This is a genomic window from Rhodococcus qingshengii JCM 15477 (assembly GCF_023221595.1).
Taxonomy (GTDB): Bacteria; Actinomycetota; Actinomycetes; order Mycobacteriales; family Mycobacteriaceae; genus Rhodococcus_F; species Rhodococcus_F qingshengii.
Map to the genome: position 1 here is coordinate 3,618,308 of NZ_CP096563.1, position 24,259 is coordinate 3,642,566.

General features: G+C 63.0%; 25 protein-coding genes. 17 read left to right on the forward strand and 8 right to left on the reverse strand.

The window, feature by feature from the left end:
* Positions 1-100: 100 nt before the first annotated feature.
* Positions 101-757, forward strand: a complete 657-nt coding sequence (locus M0639_RS16420) for a TetR/AcrR family transcriptional regulator C-terminal domain-containing protein (protein ID WP_007733086.1) — start codon at positions 101-103, stop codon at positions 755-757.
* Here the strand turns inward: M0639_RS16420 and M0639_RS16425 are convergent.
* A complete protein-coding gene (locus M0639_RS16425; RefSeq protein ID WP_007733089.1) occupies positions 743-1,063 on the reverse strand; it encodes an AzlD domain-containing protein in 321 nt (106 codons plus the stop codon). The genes M0639_RS16420 and M0639_RS16425 overlap by 15 nt on opposite strands.
* Entirely contained in the window at positions 1,060-1,773 is a 714-nt protein-coding gene (locus M0639_RS16430; RefSeq protein ID WP_064075453.1) for an AzlC family ABC transporter permease, read from the reverse strand. The genes M0639_RS16425 and M0639_RS16430 overlap by 4 nt, the downstream gene beginning before the upstream one ends.
* Positions 1,774-1,837: 64 nt before the next feature.
* On the opposite strand from M0639_RS16430, the gene M0639_RS16435 reads away from it, so the two are divergent.
* The 3 genes from M0639_RS16435 to M0639_RS16445 all read left to right on the forward strand — a co-directional run bounded on the left by M0639_RS16435 (position 1,838) and on the right by M0639_RS16445 (position 3,329).
* Positions 1,838-2,410 carry a helix-turn-helix domain-containing protein gene (locus tag M0639_RS16435; RefSeq protein ID WP_007733095.1) on the forward strand — a complete coding sequence of 191 codons (573 nt, stop codon included), beginning with the start codon at positions 1,838-1,840 and terminating at the stop codon, positions 2,408-2,410.
* A gap of 101 nt (positions 2,411-2,511) precedes the next feature.
* Entirely contained in the window at positions 2,512-2,925 is a 414-nt protein-coding gene (locus M0639_RS16440) for a VOC family protein (protein ID WP_007733099.1), read from the forward strand.
* A gap of 29 nt (positions 2,926-2,954) precedes the next feature.
* Positions 2,955-3,329, forward strand: coding sequence for a VOC family protein (locus M0639_RS16445; protein ID WP_007733101.1), 375 nt, complete (start codon positions 2,955-2,957; stop codon positions 3,327-3,329).
* Between the two features lie 5 nt (positions 3,330-3,334).
* On the opposite strand, the gene M0639_RS16450 is transcribed toward M0639_RS16445, so the two are convergent.
* Positions 3,335-3,499, reverse strand: a complete 165-nt coding sequence (locus tag M0639_RS16450; RefSeq protein ID WP_003941708.1) for a hypothetical protein — start codon at positions 3,497-3,499, stop codon at positions 3,335-3,337.
* Positions 3,500-3,787: 288 nt separating this feature from the next.
* On the opposite strand from M0639_RS16450, the gene M0639_RS34945 reads away from it, so the two are divergent.
* The 7 genes from M0639_RS34945 (at position 3,788) to M0639_RS16480 (ending at position 10,716) form a co-directional block, all read left to right on the forward strand.
* Entirely contained in the window at positions 3,788-3,916 is a 129-nt protein-coding gene (locus M0639_RS34945) for a hypothetical protein (RefSeq protein ID WP_003941742.1), read from the forward strand.
* On the forward strand, positions 3,900-4,415 hold the full coding sequence (locus M0639_RS16455) for a tail fiber domain-containing protein (RefSeq protein WP_030537101.1): 516 nt from the start codon (positions 3,900-3,902) through the stop codon (positions 4,413-4,415). The genes M0639_RS34945 and M0639_RS16455 overlap by 17 nt, the downstream gene beginning before the upstream one ends.
* A gap of 10 nt (positions 4,416-4,425) precedes the next feature.
* The gene (locus M0639_RS16460) at positions 4,426-6,399 is read left to right on the forward strand and encodes a helix-turn-helix domain-containing protein (protein ID WP_064075454.1); all 1,974 of its coding nucleotides are present in this window, start codon (positions 4,426-4,428) and stop codon (positions 6,397-6,399) included.
* A 112-nt stretch (positions 6,400-6,511) separates the two neighbouring features.
* On the forward strand, positions 6,512-7,795 hold the full coding sequence (locus tag M0639_RS16465; RefSeq protein ID WP_064075426.1) for a hydroxymethylglutaryl-CoA reductase, degradative: 1,284 nt from the start codon (positions 6,512-6,514) through the stop codon (positions 7,793-7,795).
* 5 nt (positions 7,796-7,800) lie between these two features.
* Positions 7,801-8,769: a hydroxymethylglutaryl-CoA lyase gene (locus tag M0639_RS16470; protein WP_080712772.1), complete on the forward strand. Its 969-nt coding sequence runs from the start codon at positions 7,801-7,803 to the stop codon at positions 8,767-8,769.
* Positions 8,770-8,845: 76 nt separating this feature from the next.
* Positions 8,846-9,337: a hypothetical protein gene (locus tag M0639_RS16475; protein ID WP_003941716.1), complete on the forward strand. Its 492-nt coding sequence runs from the start codon at positions 8,846-8,848 to the stop codon at positions 9,335-9,337.
* Complete coding sequence (locus tag M0639_RS16480; RefSeq protein WP_047270124.1) at positions 9,334-10,716, forward strand: tripartite tricarboxylate transporter permease; 1,383 nt, start codon at positions 9,334-9,336, stop codon at positions 10,714-10,716. The genes M0639_RS16475 and M0639_RS16480 overlap by 4 nt, the downstream gene beginning before the upstream one ends.
* A gap of 61 nt (positions 10,717-10,777) precedes the next feature.
* Here the strand turns inward: M0639_RS16480 and M0639_RS16485 are convergent, their stop codons facing one another.
* The 3 genes from M0639_RS16485 to M0639_RS16495 form a co-directional block, all read right to left on the reverse strand.
* Positions 10,778-12,190 (reverse strand): GGDEF domain-containing protein, encoded by a 1,413-nt coding sequence (locus M0639_RS16485; RefSeq protein ID WP_230587611.1) that lies wholly within the window; start codon positions 12,188-12,190, stop codon positions 10,778-10,780.
* Between the two features lie 187 nt (positions 12,191-12,377).
* Positions 12,378-13,061, reverse strand: coding sequence for a dethiobiotin synthase (gene bioD / locus M0639_RS16490; protein ID WP_030537106.1), 684 nt, complete (start codon positions 13,059-13,061; stop codon positions 12,378-12,380).
* A complete protein-coding gene (locus M0639_RS16495; RefSeq protein ID WP_007733119.1) occupies positions 13,058-14,203 on the reverse strand; it encodes an 8-amino-7-oxononanoate synthase in 1,146 nt (381 codons plus the stop codon). The genes bioD and M0639_RS16495 overlap by 4 nt, the downstream gene beginning before the upstream one ends.
* 38 nt (positions 14,204-14,241) lie before the next feature.
* On the opposite strand from M0639_RS16495, the gene M0639_RS16500 reads away from it, so the two are divergent.
* The 5 genes from M0639_RS16500 to M0639_RS16520 all read left to right on the forward strand — a co-directional run bounded on the left by M0639_RS16500 (position 14,242) and on the right by M0639_RS16520 (position 22,214).
* A complete protein-coding gene (locus M0639_RS16500) occupies positions 14,242-15,534 on the forward strand; it encodes an adenosylmethionine--8-amino-7-oxononanoate transaminase (RefSeq protein ID WP_030537108.1) in 1,293 nt (430 codons plus the stop codon).
* A gap of 57 nt (positions 15,535-15,591) precedes the next feature.
* A complete protein-coding gene (gene glgX / locus M0639_RS16505; RefSeq protein WP_064075427.1) occupies positions 15,592-17,931 on the forward strand; it encodes a glycogen debranching protein GlgX in 2,340 nt (779 codons plus the stop codon).
* 13 nt (positions 17,932-17,944) lie between these two features.
* Complete coding sequence (treY, locus tag M0639_RS16510) at positions 17,945-20,311, forward strand: malto-oligosyltrehalose synthase (RefSeq protein WP_064075428.1); 2,367 nt, start codon at positions 17,945-17,947, stop codon at positions 20,309-20,311.
* A gap of 94 nt (positions 20,312-20,405) precedes the next feature.
* Positions 20,406-21,218, forward strand: a complete 813-nt coding sequence (locus tag M0639_RS16515; protein WP_047270120.1) for a mycofactocin-coupled SDR family oxidoreductase — start codon at positions 20,406-20,408, stop codon at positions 21,216-21,218.
* 66 nt (positions 21,219-21,284) lie between these two features.
* Positions 21,285-22,214, forward strand: a complete 930-nt coding sequence (locus M0639_RS16520; RefSeq protein WP_064075429.1) for an NADP-dependent oxidoreductase — start codon at positions 21,285-21,287, stop codon at positions 22,212-22,214.
* On the opposite strand, the gene M0639_RS16525 is transcribed toward M0639_RS16520, so the two are convergent.
* Positions 22,204-22,650 carry a PaaI family thioesterase gene (locus M0639_RS16525; protein ID WP_231915215.1) on the reverse strand — a complete coding sequence of 149 codons (447 nt, stop codon included), beginning with the start codon at positions 22,648-22,650 and terminating at the stop codon, positions 22,204-22,206. The genes M0639_RS16520 and M0639_RS16525 overlap by 11 nt on opposite strands.
* 55 nt (positions 22,651-22,705) lie before the next feature.
* Between M0639_RS16525 and M0639_RS16530 the strand changes: the two genes are divergently transcribed.
* Complete coding sequence (locus M0639_RS16530) at positions 22,706-23,299, forward strand: TetR/AcrR family transcriptional regulator (protein ID WP_064075431.1); 594 nt, start codon at positions 22,706-22,708, stop codon at positions 23,297-23,299.
* 34 nt (positions 23,300-23,333) lie between these two features.
* Here the strand turns inward: M0639_RS16530 and M0639_RS16535 are convergent, their stop codons facing one another.
* Complete coding sequence (locus tag M0639_RS16535) at positions 23,334-24,242, reverse strand: EamA family transporter (protein ID WP_047270118.1); 909 nt, start codon at positions 24,240-24,242, stop codon at positions 23,334-23,336.
* Positions 24,243-24,259 lie beyond the last annotated feature (17 nt).

The window sequence follows — 24,259 nt, forward strand, 5'->3', positions numbered from 1 at the left end:
GTGTTCACGTTAGAGACGTGGTGGAATACTGTCAAAGGCGGGTCCGATCGACATTCGATCGAGAGCGCTCCACAGCGGGACGAAACGAGGGGAACAACAAGTGCAGTTGCGACGCGGCGACGTGCTGGACGGCGCCATGGCGATACTCGACGAGTTCGGACTTGCCGACCTCACGATGCGCAGGCTCGCAACCTCACTAGGTGTCCAACCCGGCGCTCTCTACTGGCATTTCCCGAACAAACAGACCTTGCTCGGCGCGGTTGTCGACAAGATCCTCGAAGACCTCGACGCCCCCGTTGACGCGGACACGTGGCAAGAGGCGTATTCCGAACTGGCACACAGACTTCGGTCTGCCCTACTGGCGCACCGCGATGGCGCCGAGTTGGTCAGCGCCACCTTCGCTTCGCGGATGACGAACAGCAAGGTGCGCGAGCATTTCGTACAAGCCGGGCAAGAATCCGGTCTCTCACGCGAGCACGCCCAACTCGCGGCGTACGCCCTGCTGTATTACGTACTCGGCCATACCGTGGACGAGCAGTCCCGAGCGCAGATGGAAGAAATGGGGGCACTTACCCGAGCACCCATTTCCCCCGACTCCCCCGAGGTGATCGGCGGCGGTTCCGACGAGGACCTCCTCGACGGCGATCCGACAGTGCGCTTCCAGTTCGGCCTGGACCTGTTCATCGACGGCATTCGCACTCGCCTGAATTCGATCCCCGATTCAACGCCCATCGAATCGGCTCTACGACACTCCTGACAGTCGGAGTACTGCAGTAGTGCCGGCCGCGACAATCACCACGACCACCAACGGCGCCTTGAACCAGGCGCAGATGCCTCCGGCCACCACGCCGAGCATCCGCGCCGGCCCCGCAACGTCATGCCCGGTGAAGACCGTCGATGTCACAACCACTGCGAGCAGCAGCACCACGACAGCACGATCGAGGGTTTTCTCGGCGAAGCCGGAGAGCTTCACCCGAGCGCGGAGCAGAACGCCACTTGCCCGCAAAGCGTAAGAACCGCAAGCGAACACGACGATACCGATCCAGACCGACGCGGTATTCATCGAACCTTCTCCCGGAACGGTATCGTCACCGCGATACTCAGCAGCGCAACGAGCGGAGCGGTACCCGACGGCAGGAACGGCGACGTGGCCACCGCGACTGCTGCACCGATCACAGCGGCAAGCAATGTCACCTTTTCCTTCAGCGCAGGCAAGACAAGGGCCAGAATGACAACCGGAAACGCGGCATCCAATCCCAACGCGCCGGGGTCTCGGACGACTCTGCCGAGCAGCCCGCCCAGGAGAGCTCCGATCGGCCACGACACCGCGATCCCGATTCCACAGAACCAAAAAGCCGCACGCTTGCGCTCCACCGATTCCTGCGCCATGGCGACCGCGACGCTTTCGTCGTTGACCAGGTGCGCGCCGACCAACTTGCGCCAGCCCGAGCCCCTGCGCCAGCCTGAATCCGTGTGGCGAGCCTCGCCGAGAAAAGATCCCGCTGCCAATCCGTAGGCGAAGTTTCGGGAGTTGATCAGCAAGCCGGCTATAACTGCAGCGACGGCGCCGCCTCCGGCCGCGATGATTCCGATGAACAAGAACTCCGAAGACGCTCCCAGAACGAGTACAGCCAACGCCAAAAGCTGCCACAACGAGAATCCAGCCGATCCTGCCGTCACACCGTAGGACGCACCGACGATGGCCACGGAGAGACAGATCAGCACGCTCACCCGAACCGTGTCTCGATCAACTGTTCGCCATAAAGAACGCATGTATTCTATGTTGAACGAAGTGACACCGTTCGTCAAGTAGAACGATCGATCGGAGAATCGAACGATGCCCAGTAATGAAACGGATACAGCGCAGACTCCTCAGAAACTGGTCGCCGTCGCACTCAAACGCGAACGTGCCCGAGCAGGCTTGAGCCTTTCGGAGGTCGCCCGGCGCGCCGATATCGCCAAGTCCACACTCTCCCAACTCGAATCCGGACTCGGAAATCCGAGCCTCGAAACTCTGTGGGCACTCGGAAACGCATTGGGTGTGCCGTTCTCACAACTCGTCGACTCTCAGGCACAGACCGTTCAGTTGATTCGAGCCGGAGAAGGTCCCGCGATTGCGTCGGCAAACGCGTCGTACATCGCGACGCTCTTGGCGCCGAGCCCACCGAACGCACGACGCGATCTGTATCGGGTAGTCGCCGAACCGGGCGAGCCGCGTATTTCCACTCCGCATGCACGCGGCACCACCGAACACGTCGTGATCGGCACCGGACGGGCGGAGGTCGGGCCCACTGCAAATCCGATCGAACTCGGACCGGGCGATTATCTTGCTTATCCCGGCGACGAGGAGCACATCTTTCGGGCGCTCGAACCAGGGACGACAGCGATCTTGGTGTCGGAACACACCTGAGCCGCGATGAGTTTCGCCGCTGCGGGAAGTCTATATCTGGGAGGTGACGTGACCAGAGCCTCGATTGCCGACGACAGTAACGACCGACAGCAGGAGGACCCATGTCCGGATCCAGCATCAGCAGCATTTTGCTCTCGAGCACCGACCCCGAACGCTTGCGCGACTGGTACGCCGAGGCGTTCGCCCCGAAGGTCGACCGGACTCCCGGCGAACCCGGCTACGACGTGCTCGACTTCAACGGTTTCTACGTGATGCTCGACAGACGCGACGACGTCGGCGAGACCAACCCCCAGCCGGGTCGCATGTTCCTCAACGTCGAAACCGACGACGCCCGGTCGATCGCACAGCGCATCGATACGCTCGGCGGAAACTGGCACGCTCCACTCGAAGACCGCGGGGGCAGTTTGTTCGCCACTGCGATCGACCCCGACGGAAACTACGTTCAGATCATCGAGTTCAGCGAGGAAGCCAGGGCCGAGATGGAATCCGGAATGACGGATTCCCAAACCACCTAGTCCGGCAACCGCTGGGAACGGAGATAGTCATGCTTACAGACACGAAAGCATTCAGCGGATTTTCGGTGACAGACATCGACTCTGCAAAGAAGTTCTACGGCGAAACACTCGGGTTGAAGGTAACCGACGGAGACATGGGACTGATTCGCCTACATCTTGCCGGCGGAACCGAGATCCTCGTTTATCCGAAGCCGAATCACGAAGCGGCGACCTACACAATTCTCAACTTCGTCGTCGACGACATCGACACAACCGTCGACCAACTGACCGCACGTGGCGTGGAGTTTCTCAAATACGACGGATTCCCCCAGGATGAGCGAGGCATCATGCGTGGCAACGGCCCCGACATCGCGTGGTTCACCGATCCCGCCGGCAATGTTCTGTCGGTGATCAAGGAGTCCTGACGCGCTTAACCGCTGAACAGCTGCGACTGCCGCTGTTCAGCGGTGTCGGTGTTGGAGCGTTCTGCTGCCGCAGTTTCACGCTCGGCAGCCAGTTGCTCGGCGCTTTTTGCGTCGACAACGGGCTCCGACGCGCTGAGGTCGGAAAACAAGCCACTGCTCGATTCGTTCACATGCCACCCTTTTGCCTGGTCATCGTTGCCGCGCGCAGATAAACCTGCGTTAGAGATCGGTCGATGGCTACTCAATTACTGCCGCCCGTACGGCGCCGACAAGACGCCGATGACTCAGCAGTTCTTCACCCAGTGTTGCACGCCTGTGTTTTCCACGAGAAATTCGGTCCAGACGGGTTGTCATCGCCCGCACGGCGGAGCAATGTGAAAGATGAGCGCGGAGCAGGTCGGCAGCACTTTCGTCGGACACCTGGCCCCTCAATTCACCGCACAATTTTTGGAGGAATCATGTTGGGAATTGCTTTGGGCCTCGGCAGCGCCGCTGTCGGAATCGGCCTCGGACTGCTCGGCGCAGGAGCGGGAATTCTGCTGAGCGACAAGACCGTCAAAACCGCACGACGTGAACTCACCGCCTGACGAGGGCGAGCGCACTGAATTTTTGGGCACTCGGGTCGGTATTCGGGTGAACGCCGCGATGCGACACCCCGCGCAGTGGGTGTTCGCACGGGCCGCGCATCGACGTGGCGTGCATACCGGCGTAGATGTTCCGACGAGCGCGCAGGACGTGCTCGACCGGTTGACGGCACTCCGAATAAGTACGTGGAGTTACGGATTCGACCACAAGTCGGTCCGTCACCTGGGTCCGATGGCGCAAGACTTTGCGGCGATTTTCGGCTTGGGATCCAACGCCCGCCGGATCTCCGCCGTCGACGCGAACGGCGTCTGCATGGCGAGCATCCAAGCGTTGAACCGCAAAATCAGTGCCCTCGAGACAGAAGTCAGCGCGCTCGAGAAGGACGTGAACAGACTGAGACGGGAAACGGGAGACACGAGCACGACTCGGAATGCATTGGAAACAAACAACAATCACATATCCACACCGCTCGACGAATTCGGTGGATCCACCGGTCTGTAGTTTGTTCGGTGTGACCGCCCCTGATTCAGACTCCGACTCAGCGCCCAACGTGATTGCCGCGCTGTTCGACGTGACGTCCGATTCAGTCGGCGACGAACATGTCGAACAGGTACTTGCCGAATTCGGCTTTGGCGCAACGGAGGTCGCGGAGACCGCGGCCCTCATCCGGGCCAGTCGGTCGGAATTTCGGCGACTTCGCCGTCGCGAGAACGAATTGGCGGTTCTCTATTCGAGTGCACGTGAGCTCGCGCAGGTTCGCGACGTGGACACACTGCTGCAGAGGCTGGTCAACCGCGCACACGACATCATGGGCACCGACGTCACGTACCTGTCCGAGTTCGACGTGATCACTCGTGACCTGAATGTTCGAAAGACGGCCGGCGCGGTCTCGCCGGAACTCCAGCATCTGCAAGTTCCTGCCGGCGCGGGACTGGTCAGCGCGATTGCCGAATCTCGAGCAGCCCAATGGGTTCAGAACTACAGCGACTACACGCAGTCGCGCCATGACGAAGTGGTCGATGCCGCGATCGTCGCCGAGGGTCTGGTGGCGATTCTCGGCGTGCCGATGCTCTCCGACGGCCAGATCCTCGGAGTCCTGTTTGCCGCCGACCGCCGGGAACGACGATTTACCGCAGATCAGATTGCCCTGCTCTCGGCGCTGGCTGATCACGCCTCGGTAGTCCTGCAAACCGCACGGGCGCTGGACCGCGCCGAGGAATCCGCCGCCGAGACCGGGCGAGCACTCGACGAGCTGCGCGAGCACGTGTCCGCGCGGGACAAATCGAACATCGTCCACCAGGATCTGATCCACGCCGTTCTCCGCGGCGGTGGCTACGCCCAGGTTGCACGAACCCTCAGCAGCGCACTCGAACGCAGCACCGTCGTCGTCGACAATGAGCTACGCCCTCTCGTCACATCGTCGGGTGAGCAGATCACGACGGTGCCGTTGTCGCTACCTCGCGCCGTGTCCGATGCCATCGACCAGAGTCGCCGCAGTGGCCGATGCACGTTTGTCGCCGATAACAGCGAGACCGTGATCCAACTCGTCAGCGCCGTCACCGCCGGAGAATCGTTCCTCGGGGCCATCTTGCTGAATCGTTCGGACGCGCCGATCGGCCCCGTCGAACTCCGGACCGTGGAACGGGCAGCTCAGGTCACTGCCATCCTCGTGTTGCAACACTCGGCGGCGGCAGCAGCGGACCGGCGTGCACGTGACGAACTGGTCGCCGACTTGCTGAGCACTGCGCCCGAGCGTAGGCGCGATCTCGAACGTAGGACCCGAAACCTCGGCATCTCCCTCGGCGAACTGGACACCGTCCTCGTGGTGTCGGTCGCTCCGGAACTCCGCACCGCCGCGCTCCGCGCAATCGGGCAGTCTCTGCCGGTAGCGGGGTTGGCGGCGCAGCATGCCGGATTGATCGCGGTGGTCTCGCGCTCGGGAAACCCGGCAGCCGCGGCGACGGTCATTCACCGTCAGATCACCGGTTCGGTAGGACCGCACGCAGTAGTCATTGCGCCGGCGACGGCGGAACGCCCCGAAGAGCTCCCGGCGCGCTTCACCTCGGCGCTGCGCACGGCCCGCCTACTCACGGCATTGGGCAAGACCGACGGCGCGGTCACGACGGCGTCATATCTGCCGTACACCGTTCTGTTCGGCGAAAATCCGGAATCACTTCATCAGTTCATCGACGAAGTAATCGGCCCGGTACTCGCGTACGACCGCGACAAGGACACCGATCTCACCGCGACCCTTCGTGCCCTGGTACGCAACGACGGGAGCCCGACCAAGGCTGCCCGCGCACTCAACTATCACCCCAACACCGTCGTTCAGCGTCTCGACCGCATCCGTACGCTCCTCGGTCAATCGTGGCGGGAAGACGAGAGCTTTTTCCGGGTGTCCATGGCGACGAGGCTCGACGAACTTCGGGACGTGGGAACCGAAGAGGCCGGAAGCGGCATCAACGACAGCGCCGATGGTGCATGACACTACAATTTCGACCGATCGATGTGTCGTGAGCACGTGGCCTGGCAAGCATCGACCTCCCTACTGTGAAGCGGAGCACAGAACCACTTCAGGAGGACGACCCCACGTGTCTATGAACAACCGGTCCATCAACAGCCGCATCGCCGATTTCCGGTCCTACGACGTCGCCGCACGACGCGCCGAGATCGTCCGCCAGACCGACCTGACCGAGGCAGACATCGCGGTCTACGACGCCGCCGACGGCCTCACCATCGACCAGGCCGATCGCATGGTCGAGAACGTCCTCGGCGTCATCGGCATCCCGGTCGGCGTGGCCACCAACTTCACGATCAACGGCACGGACTACCTGATCCCGCTCGCCACCGAGGAGCCGTCGGTAGTCGCAGCCGCAAGCAACGCTGCTCGCATCGCACGCGGACTCGGGGGCTTTCACGTCTCGAGCACGCAGCCGATCATGCAAGCCCAGATTCAACTCGTCGACGTCGTGGATCCGGCAGCTGCCCGCATCCGACTCCTCGAGGCACGTGAAGAAATCATTGCACTCGCCAACGAGCAGGACCCGAAACTGGTCAGCGTCGGGGGTGGCGTGAAGGACATTTCGGTTCGCATCGTGTCCTCGGACAAGGCCGCCTACGTCGTCCTTCACCTTCACGTCGACGTACGAGATGCCATGGGCGCCAACGCCGTCAACACGATGGCCGAGGCAATCGCGGATCGAGTCGCCGAGATCGGCGGCGGACACGTCGTCCTGCGCATCCTCACCAACAAGGCCGATCTGCGGCTGACACGCGTTCGCGCCGTGTTCGACGCCGAATTGATCGGCGGCGCAGAGGTTGTGGACAACCTGATCCATGCCGCACGCTTGGCGGAGCTGGATCCCTACCGCGCCGCGACGCACAACAAGGGCATCATGAACGGCATCAGCGCCGTGGTGCTGGCGACCGGAAATGACACGCGCGCAGTCGAAGCCGGGTGCCACTCCCATGCAGTCAACGCCGACGGAATCTACTCGTCGCTCTCGCATTTCGAGAAGAATGCCGACGGAAACATCGTCGGCACCCTCGAACTGCCCATGCCGGTCGGCCTCGTCGGCGGGGCCACCAAAGTGCACCCCGTAGCGCAGGCCGCAATCAAGATGCTCGGCGTCGAGAGCGCCGAGGAACTCGCCGGCATCATCCTGGCAGTCGGCCTGGCGCAGAACCTGGCTGCGGTCCGCGTTCTGGCCAGTGAGGGTGTCCAGCGCGGACACATGGGGCTGCACGCCCGCAACATCGCTGCCACCGCCGGAGCGCAGAAGAGCGAGATCGACGCCGTGGTGGCACGCCTGATCGCGGACAAGAGCATTCGCGTCGAGCATGCCGAGAAGGTTCTCGCCGAGATCCGCGGCGGAAACTGACGACAATGACCGAAACAGTTGCAGGATCACCGGTGTGGAAGCCGGCGCCTCATCGAGTGCCGGCGCCGGGGCTGCCGACCTCGGTCCGGATCTACGAAGTCGGGCCACGCGACGGACTTCAAGCGGAAACAGCGGTGATCCCGACCGAGACGAAAGCCCAGTTCATCGAACGCCTGGTCGCGGCCGGCTCCCGCACTGTCGAATTGACGAGTTTCGTCTCACCTCGATGGATCCCGCAACTTGCGGACGCGGAAGAATTGATGGGTCGGCTGCACCTGCCGGACTCGGTACGTACGGTCGTTCTTGTCCCGAACCGCAAGGGTCTCGAGCGGGCCGTCGCCGCCGGAGCAAGCGAGGTTGCAGTATTCGTCAGCGCCACAAAGGAATTCGCGAAACGCAACCTCAATTCCACGGTGGACGGCGCGATCGCCGCGGCTGCCGAGGTCACTACGGCCGCCCGAGCCCTGGGACTTCCCGTCCGCGGCTACATCTCCATGTGCTTCGGCGACCCCTGGGAAGGCTCCGTGCCCGTCGAGCGTGTCGCCGACATCGCAAAGACCCTGATCGACAGCGGTGTCACGTCACTCTCACTCGGCGACACCATCGGCGTCGGCACACCTGGCCATGTACTCGCTTTGCTCGGCGCCCTCCGAGAACGTGGCATCCCCACATCGCAGATCGCCATGCACTTTCACGACACCTACGGCCAGGCGCTGTCGAACGTCTATGCGTCGTTGACCGCTGGGGTATCCGAATTCGACAGTTCCGCAGGTGGTCTCGGACGGTGCCCGTATGCCAAGGGCGCGACCGGAAATCTCGCCACCGAGGATCTGGTGTGGATGCTTCACGGCCTCGGGATCGACACCGGCATCGACCTGGATTCGCTCACCGATACAAGCAGCTGGATGGCCGAACAGATCGGCCACTCGAGCCCGTCCCGAGTTGTCACCGCCCTCCGCGCAGCACGCACCTGACACCCGCAACGCAAGCCCCTCATCTCGCAAGCCCTTCCCTGTACGACCCCGCCATGCATGACACTGGAGAAGACTGATGTCACCACCGCAGCCGGCAACGACGCCGACCACCACAACCGAGCCGACCGAGCAGCAGACATACCTCGAAGTCTGGGGTGACACCGTCAACGGTCGACACCTCGCGATCTCCGTTGCAGTCGGCAGTGTCGTCGGCGCCTCGGCCCTTCTCGCGGCCCAGGCACTGTTCGAACGGGTCGTCAGCGAACCGTCGTTGGCCCAGGCGTACAGCCTTCTGGTCGGCATCGCGGCCTGCCTGCTCGCCGGCGTGGTCTGCGGAATCTTCATCAAGCCGAAGCGGATAGTCGCCTTGGCCGCCGCCGACGCGGAGTCGATCGACGGTGTCATCACGACGATGAGTGAACAGCGCCAGGGTCTGGGCACTCTCGCCGACATTCCGGAGCAGAGCCGACAGGAACTTCGCGAGCTGGGTCTGTACGACCACTTCGCCGCTGCCGAGGCCGAGCACGCACGGGTCTCGAACACACCGAAGGACGGTGGGCGCGCATGAGTTCGGTTCTGACCAACGAAATTCTGATTGCCGTTCTCTTCGGCATCATCGGTGCGGTCGCGTTCACGTTCATCGGATTGATCTCCGGCACGGACGAGACCGCTACGATCGCACCGCTGACTCTGCTCGTGATTCTGCTCGGCGCTCCCCCGGCGGCGGTCTTCACGTTCTTCCTCTCCGGTGCGATCGCCAAACACATGACGCACGCGGTGCCGACGATGCTGCTGGGCATTCCCGGCGACACGATGGCGATTCCACTCTTGCCGGAAGCGCAGATGATGCGCTCACTCGGCATCCCGCACATCGCACTCCGCAAGGCGATCTCGGGAGCAGTGATCTCGGCGTTCGTCGCTGTGCCGGTTGCCGTTTTGTTCGCGACCATCCTCGCGCCGTTTGCGGACACCGTTCAGTCGATAGCACCGTGGCTGTTCCTGGTCGCCGCCATCGGCATCGCCTACGCCTCACCAGGCCGCTGGGCCGGGGTTGTCGCCCTCGTTCCCTTCGTCATCTTGATCCTCGGCGCCCGCGCGTTGACGTCGAATTACGATGTGTCGCTGAACATCAGCTACTTCCTTGCGATCGCAGTCGGGCCGCTGATCGCGGACCTCGCATTGACCTTGGGCCCGTCGAGCCGTAAGGACATGGAACGCAGTGAACCCAAAACCGTTGCATTGGCCCCGGACATCAAAGGATGGAAGGGATACTTCCCCAATCCTCTGAAGGTCCTCGATCGCAAGCAGATCGGTTACACCGCCGCCGCTTCCACGGTGTCGAGCGCAACCTTCGTCTTCAGCCCGGTCGCCATGACTGTTCTGATGGGTGAGCTGGTAGGTGCGCGGATCAAGAACGGCTATCACCGACTGACCACAATGGTCTCGGCGAAGAACGGTACGACGGAATCCACCTACATCGCGGAAACCCTCATCCCACTCGTCGCTTTCGGCCTTCCGCTCAGCCCGCTCGCGGCAGGCCCCGCAGCCCCTCTGTTCAACGCTCCACCGGTGTTCGAGACCAATCAGGAAACCGGAGTGATCAACAATCTCTCCACGTACCTGACGCAGTGGGAGTTCCTGCTCTACGGACTGCTCGCAGTGGTCACGGCAACGGTCATCGCATACCCGTTTGCCATGAACTACGCGTACCGCGCTGCGTCAGCGGTGGTCAAGCACATCAGTCACGAAGCTGTGATCGCGGTGTTCACGGGACTCGTCGTCGTCATCAGCATCTGGGAGGGCGGCGTCCTCGGGCTTCTGATCACCGTGACGGTCGGCCTGGTCGGTGGCCTTCTCGGGCGCCTGTTCAAGATTCACGGCGGAGTTCTGTTCATGGGTTACTACGTAGCGCTGTTCAGTGTTCCTGCCCTGATCAATCTGTTCTGAATCGGTCGACTCCACCACCACGTGCGGACCCGCAACAAACTGCGGGTCCGCACGTATTTCTTCAGCTACCGACCGTGAGCGCCACGGTTCGATTGCGGTCCAACTTCTTCGCTCGATACAACGCCTCGTCAGCGCAATCGACCAATTGCGTCAGGTCTGCGTCGCCGTGGGGTGAACACGCGACGCCGATGCTGACCGTCGGCCCGAAGTCGCCCAATACTGCCGACGAATTCTCCGCTTGCGCGCGTCGAATCATCTCGGCTGTTTCGGTCGCGCCCTCGAGATCGACACCGGCCATCAGTACGACGAACTCCTCGCCGCCCAATCGGGCGAAGAGGTGCTTGTCATCGAGGTGCCGCCGCACCTGATCGGCAAAACTCACCAACGCTGTATCGCCGGCACGATGACCGAGGTTGTCGTTCACCATCTTGAAGTGATCCAGATCCATCATCAGGACGCTGACCGGACGTCCAGAGTGGCGACGCGGATCGGTCGCACCCGTCACGCTGCCGCCTCGCCGCAAGAATTCGTCCCGGCGCAACGCACCGGTGAGATCGTCGTGGGTGACGGCCTGGGTGAGTGCCTCGAGCGCGCGGCGACGCTCGAGGATCACACAGGCCACCGCGATCGGCGCTACCGCCAGCAGCGACAATCCGATCTGGACCGACGCGCTGACCGGCGAGACGCCCTCGCTGGACAATCCGAGATGGCCGTCGGCCGTCAGTACCAACGTCCAGGCAGTTGACACAGCGGTGAGCACCGACGTGACAAATACATTGGTAAGCAAGGCTGCAGTCACCAGCGCCGGCATGGCAAACGCGATCGCTCCGGCACCGCCTATCACCCACTCCAAGATGATGCAGACGGCCAGCAGCGCCGTCGGAACAAATGATCGACGCACAAGCGTGGCAACAGCTTTCGGTTCTCGATCCACTCGTCGAAGCGAAGGGAATGTCAGCACCAAGGGGACGATGGTCATGTAGTTGACGAACTCACTCGAGAACCAGAGCAACCAGCCGTCCCACCACTGCCCGCCGAACAGCACGCGGTTCGCGATACCGCCCACGAGCGCCGCCATCGACGCGGCGGCGACAGTCATCGACACGAGATAGCCGACGGACTGAATACTGGTCAGTCGACGGTCCTCACTGTCGACCCAGCGAAAGCCGTAGAAGCCGCTCGCAACCCCGACGATGTTGGCCGCGTTGAGCCACACCGTGGACTCCCATGCCCCACCGGTGATCAGGTCGGCTCCGACATAACCGACTACGACGCAGATCCAGGTGAGCAGTGTGGCGGAACGCGGCGACCGAAAGAGGATCCCGAGTAGCAGCGCGTTGGCCGGCCAGAAGACTGCAAGCGTGCCCGGCAGACGGCTCAGAATTCCGACCAGGCACGAGACGAAGACGACTACGCCGATAAGCAGTGCGCGACGTACGGCCGATGACGACAACGACTTTTCGACCGTGCTCACCACCTACATTCGACTGACCTACTCACAATTCGACAACCACTGTCGGTGACCAAGGCGCCCCGGATGCAGGGTCGCCGCAAGACACCCGTCGAAATATACCGACCGGAATCGTACGCGAGGGACGTCGAAACCCAAGGCGCCCCACTGTGCCTTGGCTATCGATGCGGACAAATCGGATGTTACGTCGTCAGTTGGTCAAATGAAGTTCACCGAGCGTGATCGAAGCGGTGCGAGCAAACTCTCGGACACTCGCGCCCCCACTTCCGGCAGGCATTACCCCGAGAAGGGGAACACCGCTGACCGAGACCAGATCCTCGCGATTGCATCTCTCGGCGAGGTCCGGTTCCTGCGGCCACGAACCGATCACCAACCCGGCGCAGTCCACGCCGGATGCACGTAGGGCTTCCACGGTCAGTGCCGTGTGATTGAGCGTGCCCAGGCCGGACGCAACCACCAGCACCACTGGCGCTGCCAGAGCCGCGGCAAGATCGCGAGCGGTGAACCCGTCGACGCCCAAGCGGACCAGCAAGCCGCCGGCGCCTTCGATCAGGGTCAAGTCGTGGGTGGTGTCCAGGTCGGAGGCGACCCGAACCACGTCGTCGAGCGCCAACAACGGGAGACCACTTCGACGTGCAGCAGTATCCGGCGCCAAAGGTTCGGGGTACCGCGCCAACTCGACCAGCGTCGCACCGCCGCCGGTCAGACGCTCGATCTCGGCCAGATCACCCGCACCGTCCACGTCGACGCCGGTCTGGGCCGGTTTGAGCACTGCAACCGACTTTCCCGACTGCAAGGCCACCGATGCCAATGCGGCTGTCACCACTGTTTTTCCGACGTCGGTCGACGTTCCGGTCACCAGGAAAATGCTCATGCTCGGGCTCCGGCCAATACTTCGCGCAGTACGAGAGCGATCTGCTCCATCTCGGATGCGGACAGCGTCGCGCGTGCGGTCAGACGCAGCCGTGACGTTCCTTCCGGAACCGACGGCGGGCGGAAGCAACCGACATGCAACCCCTGATCCCGGCACGCCGACGCGGCATCGAACGCCCGCTGCGGATCACCGAGAACGACTGAGACGACAGCAGATTCAGGCGACGGAGCACCGGTGACGTCCGCCAACTCGGATGCCCGGGCCAGGACGTCGAGCGCTCGCGTCGGCTCACGCTGGAGTACGGCGAGTGCAGCCCTGGCCGCGCCTACGGCGGCCGGTGCGAGACCGGTGTCGAAGATGAACGTTCTTGCCGCGTCGATGAGATGCGCGCGGATCTTGTTGTCACCGAGCACAACTCCGCCCTGGCTGGCGAGCGACTTGGACAGTGTTGCCGTCACGACGACGTCGGGTTCACCGGCCAGGCCCGACTCGTGGACGAGTCCACGTCCACCGGCACCGCGCACACCGATGCCATGCGCCTCGTCGACCAACAGGATCGCCCCGTACTCGCGGCACACCTGATGCATCTGCCGCAGTGGCGCGAGGTCTCCGTCGGCACTGAAGACCGAATCGGTGACGACCAGCGCTCGCTCTTCCACTCTGCTGCGCAACGTGTCGGCGAGAAAGCCCACGTCCGAATGCGGAGCAACGGCGACCCGAGCACGTGACAGGCGGCAGGCATCCACCAGCGAGGCATGCGATCCCGCATCGGAGACGATCAACGACCCTGGACCCGAGAGCGCCGTCACCGCGCCGAGATTGGCTGTGTAACCGGAGGAGAAGACAAGTCCGGAGTCCGCCCCGACGAACTCGGCCAGTTCGACTTCGAGCAGTTCGTGTTCGGTGGTGGTGCCGGTGACCAGACGAGAGCCCGTGGCGCCCGCGCCCCAACGGCGCAGAGCCGCCGCGGCACCCTCGATCACATCGGGGTGCCGCACGAGTCCGAGGTAATCGTTCGACGCCAGGTCGATCAACGGGGAGTCGACCGTGCGAGGACGGAGTTCGCGACGCAGTCCAGCGGCCCTGCGGTCCGCTTCGACGGCCGTCAGCCAATTCAGCGAGGTGTTCACTTTTCCGACCATACTTGAACACCGTTCAACTCAATGGTTAGGGTGCATCCGTGCTCACAACCGGACTTGATCCCCATGACGTCTCCGCCATCGATGCCGATGTCCTCTGGCATCCGTACGGATCGTTTCCCGCGTCGACTCGTCCGCTGATCGTCGACTCTGCGCAGGGGGCTACCCTGACGCTCTCCGACGGCCGCCGATTGGTCGACGGGATGAGCTCGTGGTGGGCCGCCATTCACGGCTACCGCAATCCCGTGCTCGACACCGCCGCCGCACGGCAGCTCGGCAAAATGAGCCATGTCATGTTCGGCGGACTGACGCACGAACCCGCCGCTCGCCTCGGGCGACTGCTCGTCGACATCACACCACCTCACCTCGACAAGGTGTTCCTCTCCGACTCCGGTTCGGTGGCCGTCGAAGTCGCAGTGAAGATGTGCCTGCAGTACTGGCGGAGCCTCGGAAAGCCGTCGAAGAATCGTTTGATGACCTGGCGCGGCGGATACCACGGTGACACCTTCACCCCCATGAGCGTCTGCGATCCCGACGGCGGCATGCATTCTCTCTGGACCGACGTCCTGCGCCCTCAGGTCTTCGCGCAGGCTCCCCCGGCGGGCTATCTCCCCGAATACGTGCAGGAGTTGGAATCGCTCTTGGCCGAGCATCACGAGGACCTCGCAGCGGTGATCGTGGAACCGGTGGTCCAAGGCGCCGGCGGAATGCGTTTCCACGATCCCGCGTACCTGATCGACCTGCGTAACCTCTGCGACAAGTACCAAGTCCTCCTGGTCTTCGACGAGATCGCGACCGGATTCGGACGCACCGGAGAATTGTTCGCCGCCGATCACGCCGGCGTCAGTCCCGACGTCATGTGCGTCGGCAAGGCACTGACCGGCGGGTACATGAGTCTGGCGGCAACGCTGTGCACCACGGAGATCGCGGAGACCATCACTGCCGGTGAGGGCGGCGGGCTGATGCACGGCCCCACCTTCATGGGCAATCCACTCGCGTGCGCCGTCGCGGTGGCGTCGACCGAACTTCTGCTTGCGATGGACTGGCGGCGTGACGTCGCAACCCTCGAACGTGGCCTCGCTCGAGGCCTCGCCGAAGCCGTCACAATTCCCGGGGTCGTCGACGTCCGCGTCAAAGGCGGAATCGGAGTGATCGAACTCGAACAGCCGGTCGACATGCAGAGCGCGACCGATGCAGCCGTCGACGCCGGCGTCTGGCTCCGGCCGTTCCGCAACCTCGTATACGCGATGCCTCCGTACCTGTGTTCGGAGGCAGAGGTGGAACAGATCACAGCCGGAATGCTTGCAACCGCCCGCAGCCAGGCGAAACGGTGATCGGCACCGTAGACAGTCGACGAGATTCGATCGGCTGCACCCGATAGGGTCTGATTCATGGATCAACCGCCGAGCGAGACCTCAGCCACTCCCATCCCGGTATGGCCTGGCAGTGCGTACCCACTCGGTGCCACCTACGACGGCGCTGGGACCAATTTCTCGCTCTTCTCCGAGGTCGCCGAGGCCGTCGAGCTGTGCCTGATCGCCAAGGACGGAACCGAAACCCGCATTCGGATGGACGAGGTCGACGGTTACGTCTGGCATGCGTACCTTCCGTCGGTATCCCCCGGCCAGCGATACGGCTACCGCGTACACGGGCCGTACGATCCGGCTGCAGGTCTGCGATGCGATCCGAGCAAACTCCTGCTGGACCCGTACGGAAAAGCGTTCGACGGAGACTTCGACGGAGACCGTTCGCTGTTCTCGTACGACGTCGAATCGGCGGCGGACCCCGAACCTTCAGGAGACGACGAATCTCCCGCCGTGGGGCCGCAAGAGGCTACCGACGAAACGAGTTCGGAAGCCGAATCGGACGAGGTGGGCCTCGAAGACGACTCGCCCACGGGCGATCAGGAATCGGACGAGATCCTCGAGCCCGAACCCTTCGAGCCGGAACCACTCGTCGACGAACCCGCCACCATCCCTTTCCCCCAACATGATTCGCTCGGCCATACGATGTCGACCGTCGTCATCAACCCGTTCTTCGATTGGGCGTCCGACCACTCGCCGAAGCGTCCGTATCACAAGACGGTCATCTACGAAGCGCACGTCAAGGGTATGACCGCGACGCATCCCGGAGTTCCGGAGGAATTGCGCGGCACGTACGCGGGGCTCGCTCATCCGGTGATCATCGAGCACCTCACCGATCTGGGTGTCACGGCGATCGAACTGATGCCGGTCCACCAGTTCATGCACGATCAGGTGCTTCTCGACCAAGGTCTGCGAAACTACTGGGGTTACAACACCTTCGGCTTTCTCGCTCCGCACACCGACTACTCCTCGGCCACGAAACCCGATGCGGCCGTAGCGGAATTCAAAGCCATGGTGCGCAGCTTCCACCAGGCGGGTATCGAAGTGATCCTCGACGTGGTCTACAACCACACCGCCGAGGGCAATCACATGGGGCCGACCATCAGTTTCCGCGGAATCGACAATGCCGCCTACTACCGCCTGGTCGACGGCGACGAAGAGCACTACATGGACTACACCGGAACGGGCAACAGCCTCAACGCCCGTCATCCGCATACGCTGCAATTGATCATGGACTCTCTGCGGTACTGGGTCACGGAGATGCACGTCGACGGTTTCCGCTTCGACCTCGCCTCGACACTCGCCCGTGAACTGCACGACGTGGACCGCCTTTCGGCCTTCTTCGATCTCGTGCAACAGGATCCGATCGTCAGTCAGGTGAAGCTGATCGCCGAACCGTGGGACGTCGGCGAAGGCGGTTACCAGGTCGGCAACTTCCCCGGCCTGTGGACCGAATGGAACGGCAAATACCGCGACACCGTCCGCGACTACTGGCGTGGTGAGCCGGCAACGCTGGGGGAGTTCGCCTCCCGTCTCACCGGATCCTCTGATCTCTACGAGGCCACCGGACGTCGCCCCGGCGCGAGCATCAACTTCGTCATCGCTCACGACGGTTTCACCCTGCACGACCTCGTCTCGTACAACGAGAAGCACAACGAAGCCAACGGTGAGAACAACAACGACGGCGAATCGCACAACCGATCGTGGAACTGCGGAGTCGAAGGCCCCACCGACGACCCGGAAATCCTCGAACTGCGTGGACGTCAGAGCCGAAACATACTGGCTACGCTGATGCTCAGCCAGGGCACCCCGATGCTTGCTCACGGCGACGAGATGGGCCGAACTCAGCAGGGTAACAACAACGTTTACTGCCAGGATTCGGAACTGTCATGGATGGATTGGACTCTCGCGGAAACCAACGCCGACCTCGTCGAGTTCACCAAGCGCGCAATTGCCTTGCGCGCCAAGAACCCGGTCTTCCGGCGTCGTCGATTCTTCGAGGGGCGACCTATTCGAAGTGGCGATCAGAGTCGCGACATCGCCTGGCTCACGCCGTCTGGCGAAGAGATGACTCCGGCCGACTGGGATAGCGGTTTCGGCAAGTCGTTGGCTGTCTTTCTCAACGGTGACGCGATCCCGGAACCGAACTACCGTGGCGAGCGCGTCACCGGAGATTCGTTCCTTCTCTGCTTCAACGCCCACTACGAAGATCTCGAATTCTCCACCCCCAACGCGGACTACGCGTCGGAGTGGACCGTCGTACTGGACACCTCGGTCCCCACCGGTGAGAGCGATACCGTGATCAAAGCCGGAACAACATTGGATGTAAAAGCGCGAGCATTGACGGTACTTCGCAGAACCGCTTGAGGGAGACGTGCACATGGCCCCGATAACCAGCACCTACCGACTGCAGTTGCGACCGGATGCATTCACTCTTCGTGATGCGGCCGCACAGGTGGACTACTTCGAGGCCTTGGGGGTCTCACATCTCTATCTCTCCCCCATCCTCACTGCGACGTCCGGATCGACGCACGGCTACGACGTCACCGATCCGACAACCGTGTCCGAAGGACTTGGTGGCCGCGAGGCCCTGGTGGAGCTCTCGCGCGCCGTTCGATCACGTGGGATGGGCCTGATCGTCGATCTGGTCCCCAACCATGTCGGTGTCGCCAAACCTCGCGAAAATGCTTGGTGGTGGGACGTTCTCACGCACGGGCAGTCGTCGGAGTACGCGCATTTCTTCGACATCGATTGGGCCGAGGACAACGGAGCCAACGGCGCCGACGGCAAACTCTCACTCCCGGTACTGGGCAGCCCGGACGATCTCGACGCACTGACTGTCGAGAAAGATGGCGAGGAAACACTTCTCGCGTTCTACGAGCACCGCTTCCCCATCGCTGCCGGTACTGAATTCGGATCTCCACAGGAGGTGCACTCCAGGCAGTCGTACCGACTCGTACCGTGGAACGCCGGGATCGTCAACTACCGACGGTTCTTTGCCGTCAACGAACTCGCTGCGCTGCGCCAGGAGGACCCCCAAGTCTTCGAACTCTGCCATCGGCAAGTGAAGTCGTGGGTCGACGAAGGACTGATCGACGGCGTTCGCATCGATCATCCGGACGGACTCGCGAATCCGGCGGAATATCTCGGGCGCCTGCGAGAACTGATCGGACCAGATCAGTGGCTCGTGATCGAAAAGATCCTCGGCCATACGGAACCACTCGATCCGATGCTCCCGATCGACGGCACCACCGGATACGACGCCCTCAATCAGCTGGGCGGCATTTTCGTCGATCCCGCCGCCGAACTCGAATTGACCGAACTCTCGGCAGATCTGACCGGCGACGACGGGGACAGTACGTGGTTGCATCACACCGAACGTCAGTTCAAACGCGACACCGGGCGCGGTGACCTGGCACCGGAGGTTCGCAGGCTCGTACGTGCAATCCGACGCGAAACCGGAAGTCGTTGCAGTGAGACCGAACTGAACGACGCAGTTGTCGTCGCGATCGCTCGGATGCCGGTGTACCGATCCGACTACAGTCCCCTCGCCGGTTTGGCCGCTCGGATCGTCGGCGACATGCACGAATTGGCTCCCGGACATGAACCATCGTTCAACGTGTTGGCGCAATCCCTGGTGAACAGCGGTGAAGCCTCAGTTCGCTTCCAGCAGGTGTGTGGCGCTGTCATGGCCAAGTCCGTCGAAGATCGACTCTTCTATCGGACGGCGCGCCTGGTCTCACGTCAGGAAGTCGGCGGCAACCCGGCATCGCTTGCCGTCTCCGTCGCCGAATTCCATCTCCACAACGCGGACCGAGCGAAGCGGTGGCCGCGCGCGATGACGAGTCTGTCCACTCACGACACCAAACGCGGCGAGGACGTGCGGGCACGGATCGGTGTTGTGTCTCAGGTGCCGACGCTGTGGGCCCGGCTGATTCGCGAGTGGGAAGACGTGTGCCCCAGCCCTGATCCGCTTACCGGATTGTTCTTGTGGCAGAACATCATCGGTGTGTGGCCGGCGGACGGCCGCTCGGCAGCCTCGGTTCCAGAGCTGCGCGAGCGTTTGCACGCCTATGCGGAGAAAGCCGTCCGCGAGTCCGGCGCCAGAACTTCCTGGAACGATCCGGACGTCGACTTCGAGTCGGCAGTGCACCGCTGGATCGACGAGGTGATCGACGGCCCAGTCGGTGATTCGGTCAGCGAATTCGTCGGCCGGATCGCGCGTCACGGCTGGTCGGACTCTCTGGGCCAAAAGCTGCTCCAACTTCTCGGGCCCGGCGTTCCCGACGTCTACCAGGGCACTGAGCTGTGGGAGGACTCGTTGGTCGATCCGGACAACCGGCGGCTTGTCGACTACGGAACGAGGCGATCACTGCTCGATTCCGGCGCCGCGCCGATCGACGCAACCGGAACCGCAAAGTTGCACCTCGTTCGCACGGCACTGACACTGCGGCGGGAGAACCCCTCGTGGTTCGATCACGGTGAGTACCGGCCGGTCTTCGCTTCAGGTTCCGGATCCGGTCATCTGGTCGGCTTCTCGCGCGGCCCGGCAGGTGATCCGCCTATGGTCGTTGCTCTGGCGACGCGACATTCGCTCAGACTCTCGTCGCACGGTTGGAGAGATACGCGAGTGGACCTGCCAGATGGCGAATGGGTCGACGCACTGAGCGGACAACCCGTCTTGTCTTCGGATGCGCGGGACATCTTCGCTGCCGGGCCATGTGCCCTGTTGACCAGGGTGCGCTGAGCGGTTTCCGCTGACTGGGCATTCACCCCCGAAAAGAACTTCGTCGCGCTAACTTCCGAAGAGCAGATCATCACCACTAGTCGGAGGTTTGAGCATGGCCGCCAGTCGATTCACCGGAAAAGTTGCCTTCATCACCGGAGCCGCCCGTGGTCAGGGGCGCGCCGAAGCTGTCCGGCTGGCAGAAGAGGGCGCAGACATCATCGCCGTCGACGCGTGTGTTCAATTCGAATCCACCTCGTATGCCGGCGCCACCGACGACGACCTGGCCGAGACAGTCGAAATGGTCAAGGCCCTGGACCGTCGAATTGTCGCTACCAAGACCGACGTTCGCGACTTCTCTGCGCTGTCCGCGGCGCTCGCGGCCGGCATCGACGAATTGGGGCGACTTGACGTCGTCGTCGCGAACGCCGGAATCTGTTCTGCCAACATGTCCTGGGAAATCACGCCCGAGCAGTGGCAGGAAACGCTCGACGTCAACCTGACCGGCGTCTTCCACACCGCCAAGGCAGCGATCCCGCACCTGATCAAGCAAGGCACCGGTGGCTCGATCATCTTCACCAGCTCCGTCGCCGGCCTGCGCGGCCTCCCCTTCCTCGGCCATTACGTCGCGAGCAAACACGGCATCACCGGTCTGGCCAAGACGATGGCCTCGGAGTTGGGGCAGTACAACATTCGGGTCAACACCATCCACCCACACGGCGTGGAAACCGGAATGCAGATGACGGACATGCGGCCGCTCATCGACGCCAACGCCCACACACTCGGTCCGATCTTCATGCAGACCTTGCCCGACCCGGTCAGCCAGCCGGAGGACATCGCCGCCGCCGTCGCGTTCCTCGGTTCCGACGAGGCCCATCACATCACCGGCATCGCGATGCCGCTCGATCTGGGCACCCTGATCCGCTGATCGAATCTTCTCGAGTTTTTCCCGTCCTCGGGGAATATCGCTTCCCCGAGGACGGTTGCGCGAGACATGACCAAAACTGTTGTAGCGCAGACGTACGGCACGCCCGAGGTCCTGAAGCTGGTGGACGTCGATTTACCGTCACCGAAATCAGGTGAAGTCCTGGTCGACGTGAAGGCGATCGGCGTCAATCCCTTCGACTTCAAGCTCTACAGCGGCGCTTTCGGCACCGACCCCGAGAAACTTCCCATCCGCCTCGGCGGCGAGGCAGCGGGCGTCGTCTCGGCTGTCGGCGACGGCGTCACAAATGTGAACGTCGGCGACGAAGTGATCGTCAGCCCCGGCAACGGCCTCTACTCCGAACAAGTAGTCGTGCCGGTCTCCTCTGTCACCGCGAAGCCCGCAGGCATCAGCTGGGAACAGGCAGCCGGCCTCCTTCTGGTCGGCGGAACTGCAGTCGACGCCCTCGACACCATTCGGGTCGGTTCCGGCGACACCGTTCTCATCCACGGCGCGTCCGGCGGCGTCGGCGCGATCGCTGTTCAGTTGGCAGTTGGTCGCGGAGCTACGGTGATCGGCACTGCGGGAGCCTCGAATCAGGATTACGTGCGCTCGCTCGGCGCCACGCCTGTGCTCTACGGCCACGGCCTCGAAGCGCGTGTCCGTGAACTCGCGCCGAACGGCGTCGATGCGGCGTTCGACATCGCCGGAACGGACGAAGCCGTCGATGCATCTCTGGCTTTGGTCACCGACAAGAGTCGCATCGTCACCATCGTCGCGTTCGGACGCGCCCAGACCGACGGCTTCGCGTCTGTCGGCGGAGGCAATCCGGCAAGTGCCGAAGCACGTTTGAAGGCTCGATCCGAGCTGGTCGAACAAGCCGGTTCCGGACATCTCACCGTGAAGATCGCCAAGACTTTCCCACTAACGGACGTCGCGCTCGCTCACACCGAGTTGCAGAGCTCCCATCCCGCCGGGAAGTTCATCCTCATTCCCTGACGTTGCTTGCGGTTCCCTGTGTCTGAGGGGCGAGTGGAACCAACAGGGTGGTGCCGAACGCGACGAGCACGGATTCGCCTTCGCGTTCGGCATGTAACTCGGCAGTGACGAACACCTGCTTGCGCCCGGCCTTGACCGAGCGCGCCGTAGCGACAAATGCGGTTCCGACGCCCGGACTCACGAAATTGACCGCGCAGTTGGACGCCGCCACGACACCTACCTGGGTGAAAGCAGCAAATCCGCACGCGGTGTCGACGAGTCCCGCCACGAGCGCAGCGTGCAGGTGTCCCGAGTACTGGCCCAGATCCTCACGCCATTCGAGCCGCAGACAAACGCGACCCGGTTCGGCCTCCGTGACTTCGAATCCGGCCCACCGGTTGAAGGCCGCCGAGGCGTTGACCGCCCGCAACTGTTCGAGCATTTCAGAATTTCCCATGTAGACCAGTCTACATAGATTGTGGTGGATCGCTGGGGTGTTTAAGCTCCAACTCGTGGCGACTCCCCCGAAACACCGCGAAGCACTCGTACGAGCTGCGGCCGATCTGTTTCGCCGCCAGGGGTATGCGGCAACGGGCCTCAACGAGATCCTCAAGTCGAGCGGGGCGCCGAAAGGTTCGCTGTACCACTACTTTCCCGGCGGCAAAGAGCAGATCGGCGAAGAGGTCGTCCGCGTCGGCGGGCAGTTGGTCACCGACACCCTGACCGAACTCGCCGACAGCCAATCGGACGCCGGGTCGCTGCTGCGCGAGTACGCGCGGTTGCTCGCCGGATGGGTGAGCGATTCGGATTTCCACGAAGGCTCGCCGATCACGACGGTGTTGTTGGAACTTGCCCCCGATTCGGAGAGCGTGACAGCCGCCGGACAGGCGGTGTATCGACAGTGGACTTCGCTACTGCGCGACACACTGATCGCGTCCGGGGTCGGACGTGCGCGAGCGGAACGGCTTGCCATCCTGGCAGTGTCCGCGCTCGAGGGCTCGCTGGTGCGGGCTCGCGTCGAACGATCCGGTCAGCCGATTCTCGATTCCCTCGGCGAGGTCGCCGACGTGTTCGACGGAGCAATCGCCGCGGCGCACTCTCGCTGAGCGAACGCGATCTGAGCGAACGGCACTCTCGGTCTCATGAAGGCGCCGAAAGGTACGTTCGCTCGGAATCGGAGGGTGGCTCAGTCGGCTTCCGGGCGCCATCCCGAGCACCACCTCGAGCACCACCGCGGGCCGCGCCGATCCCTGCGACGACGACGCACGCGATACCTGCCACGGCCAGAACACTCGGAACCTGTTGCAGCACAACCAGACCGATAAGCTGCGCGAAAGCAGGCTCGAGACTCATCAGCGTGCCGAACGCCGCCGTGGACAGCCTTCGCAACGAGACCATCTCCAGAACGAACGGCACGACGGGCAGCAAGATCGCGAGTCCGAGGCCCACGAGAATCAGATGCGGAGTCAGCCGCCCGATAGCCGAGTGGCCTACGGCAATTGTCGCGGCCAACCCGGCTACCGCCATCGACACCGCCAGCCCGTTGATCCCGGCAACCTCGTCGCCGACGCGCTGGGTGAGCAGTATGTACATCGCCCAGCAGAGCGCCGCACCGAGTGCGTACGCCACACCGACCAGATCGACTGTCCCTGCCCATGGTTCGGTGAGAAGCACGACGCCCACGCCTGCCAGAACCGGCCACAGAACGCGGCCACGCCCCCGGAGCAATGCAACCGTCAGCGGACCCAAGAATTCCAATGCGCTTGCTGTTCCCAGCGGAAGGCGCTCCACCGCTGCCATGAACAGGAGCGTCATGCCTGCGGTGACCACACCCAGAACCACGCAAGCCAGAAACGCCTTGCGAGTGAACGCCGAAGGGCGGGGCCTGACGATGATCAGAAGAATGATGCCTGCCCAGGCGAGTCGTAGCCACGCCGCTCCGTCTGCGCCGAGCTGATCGATCAGGCCCACCGACACGGCGAGCCCGAGCTGCACGCACAACATCGCCAAAACAGCCAGGCCCACTCCGGCCCGCGCTTTCGTATCCATAGCTGAATTGAACGGGA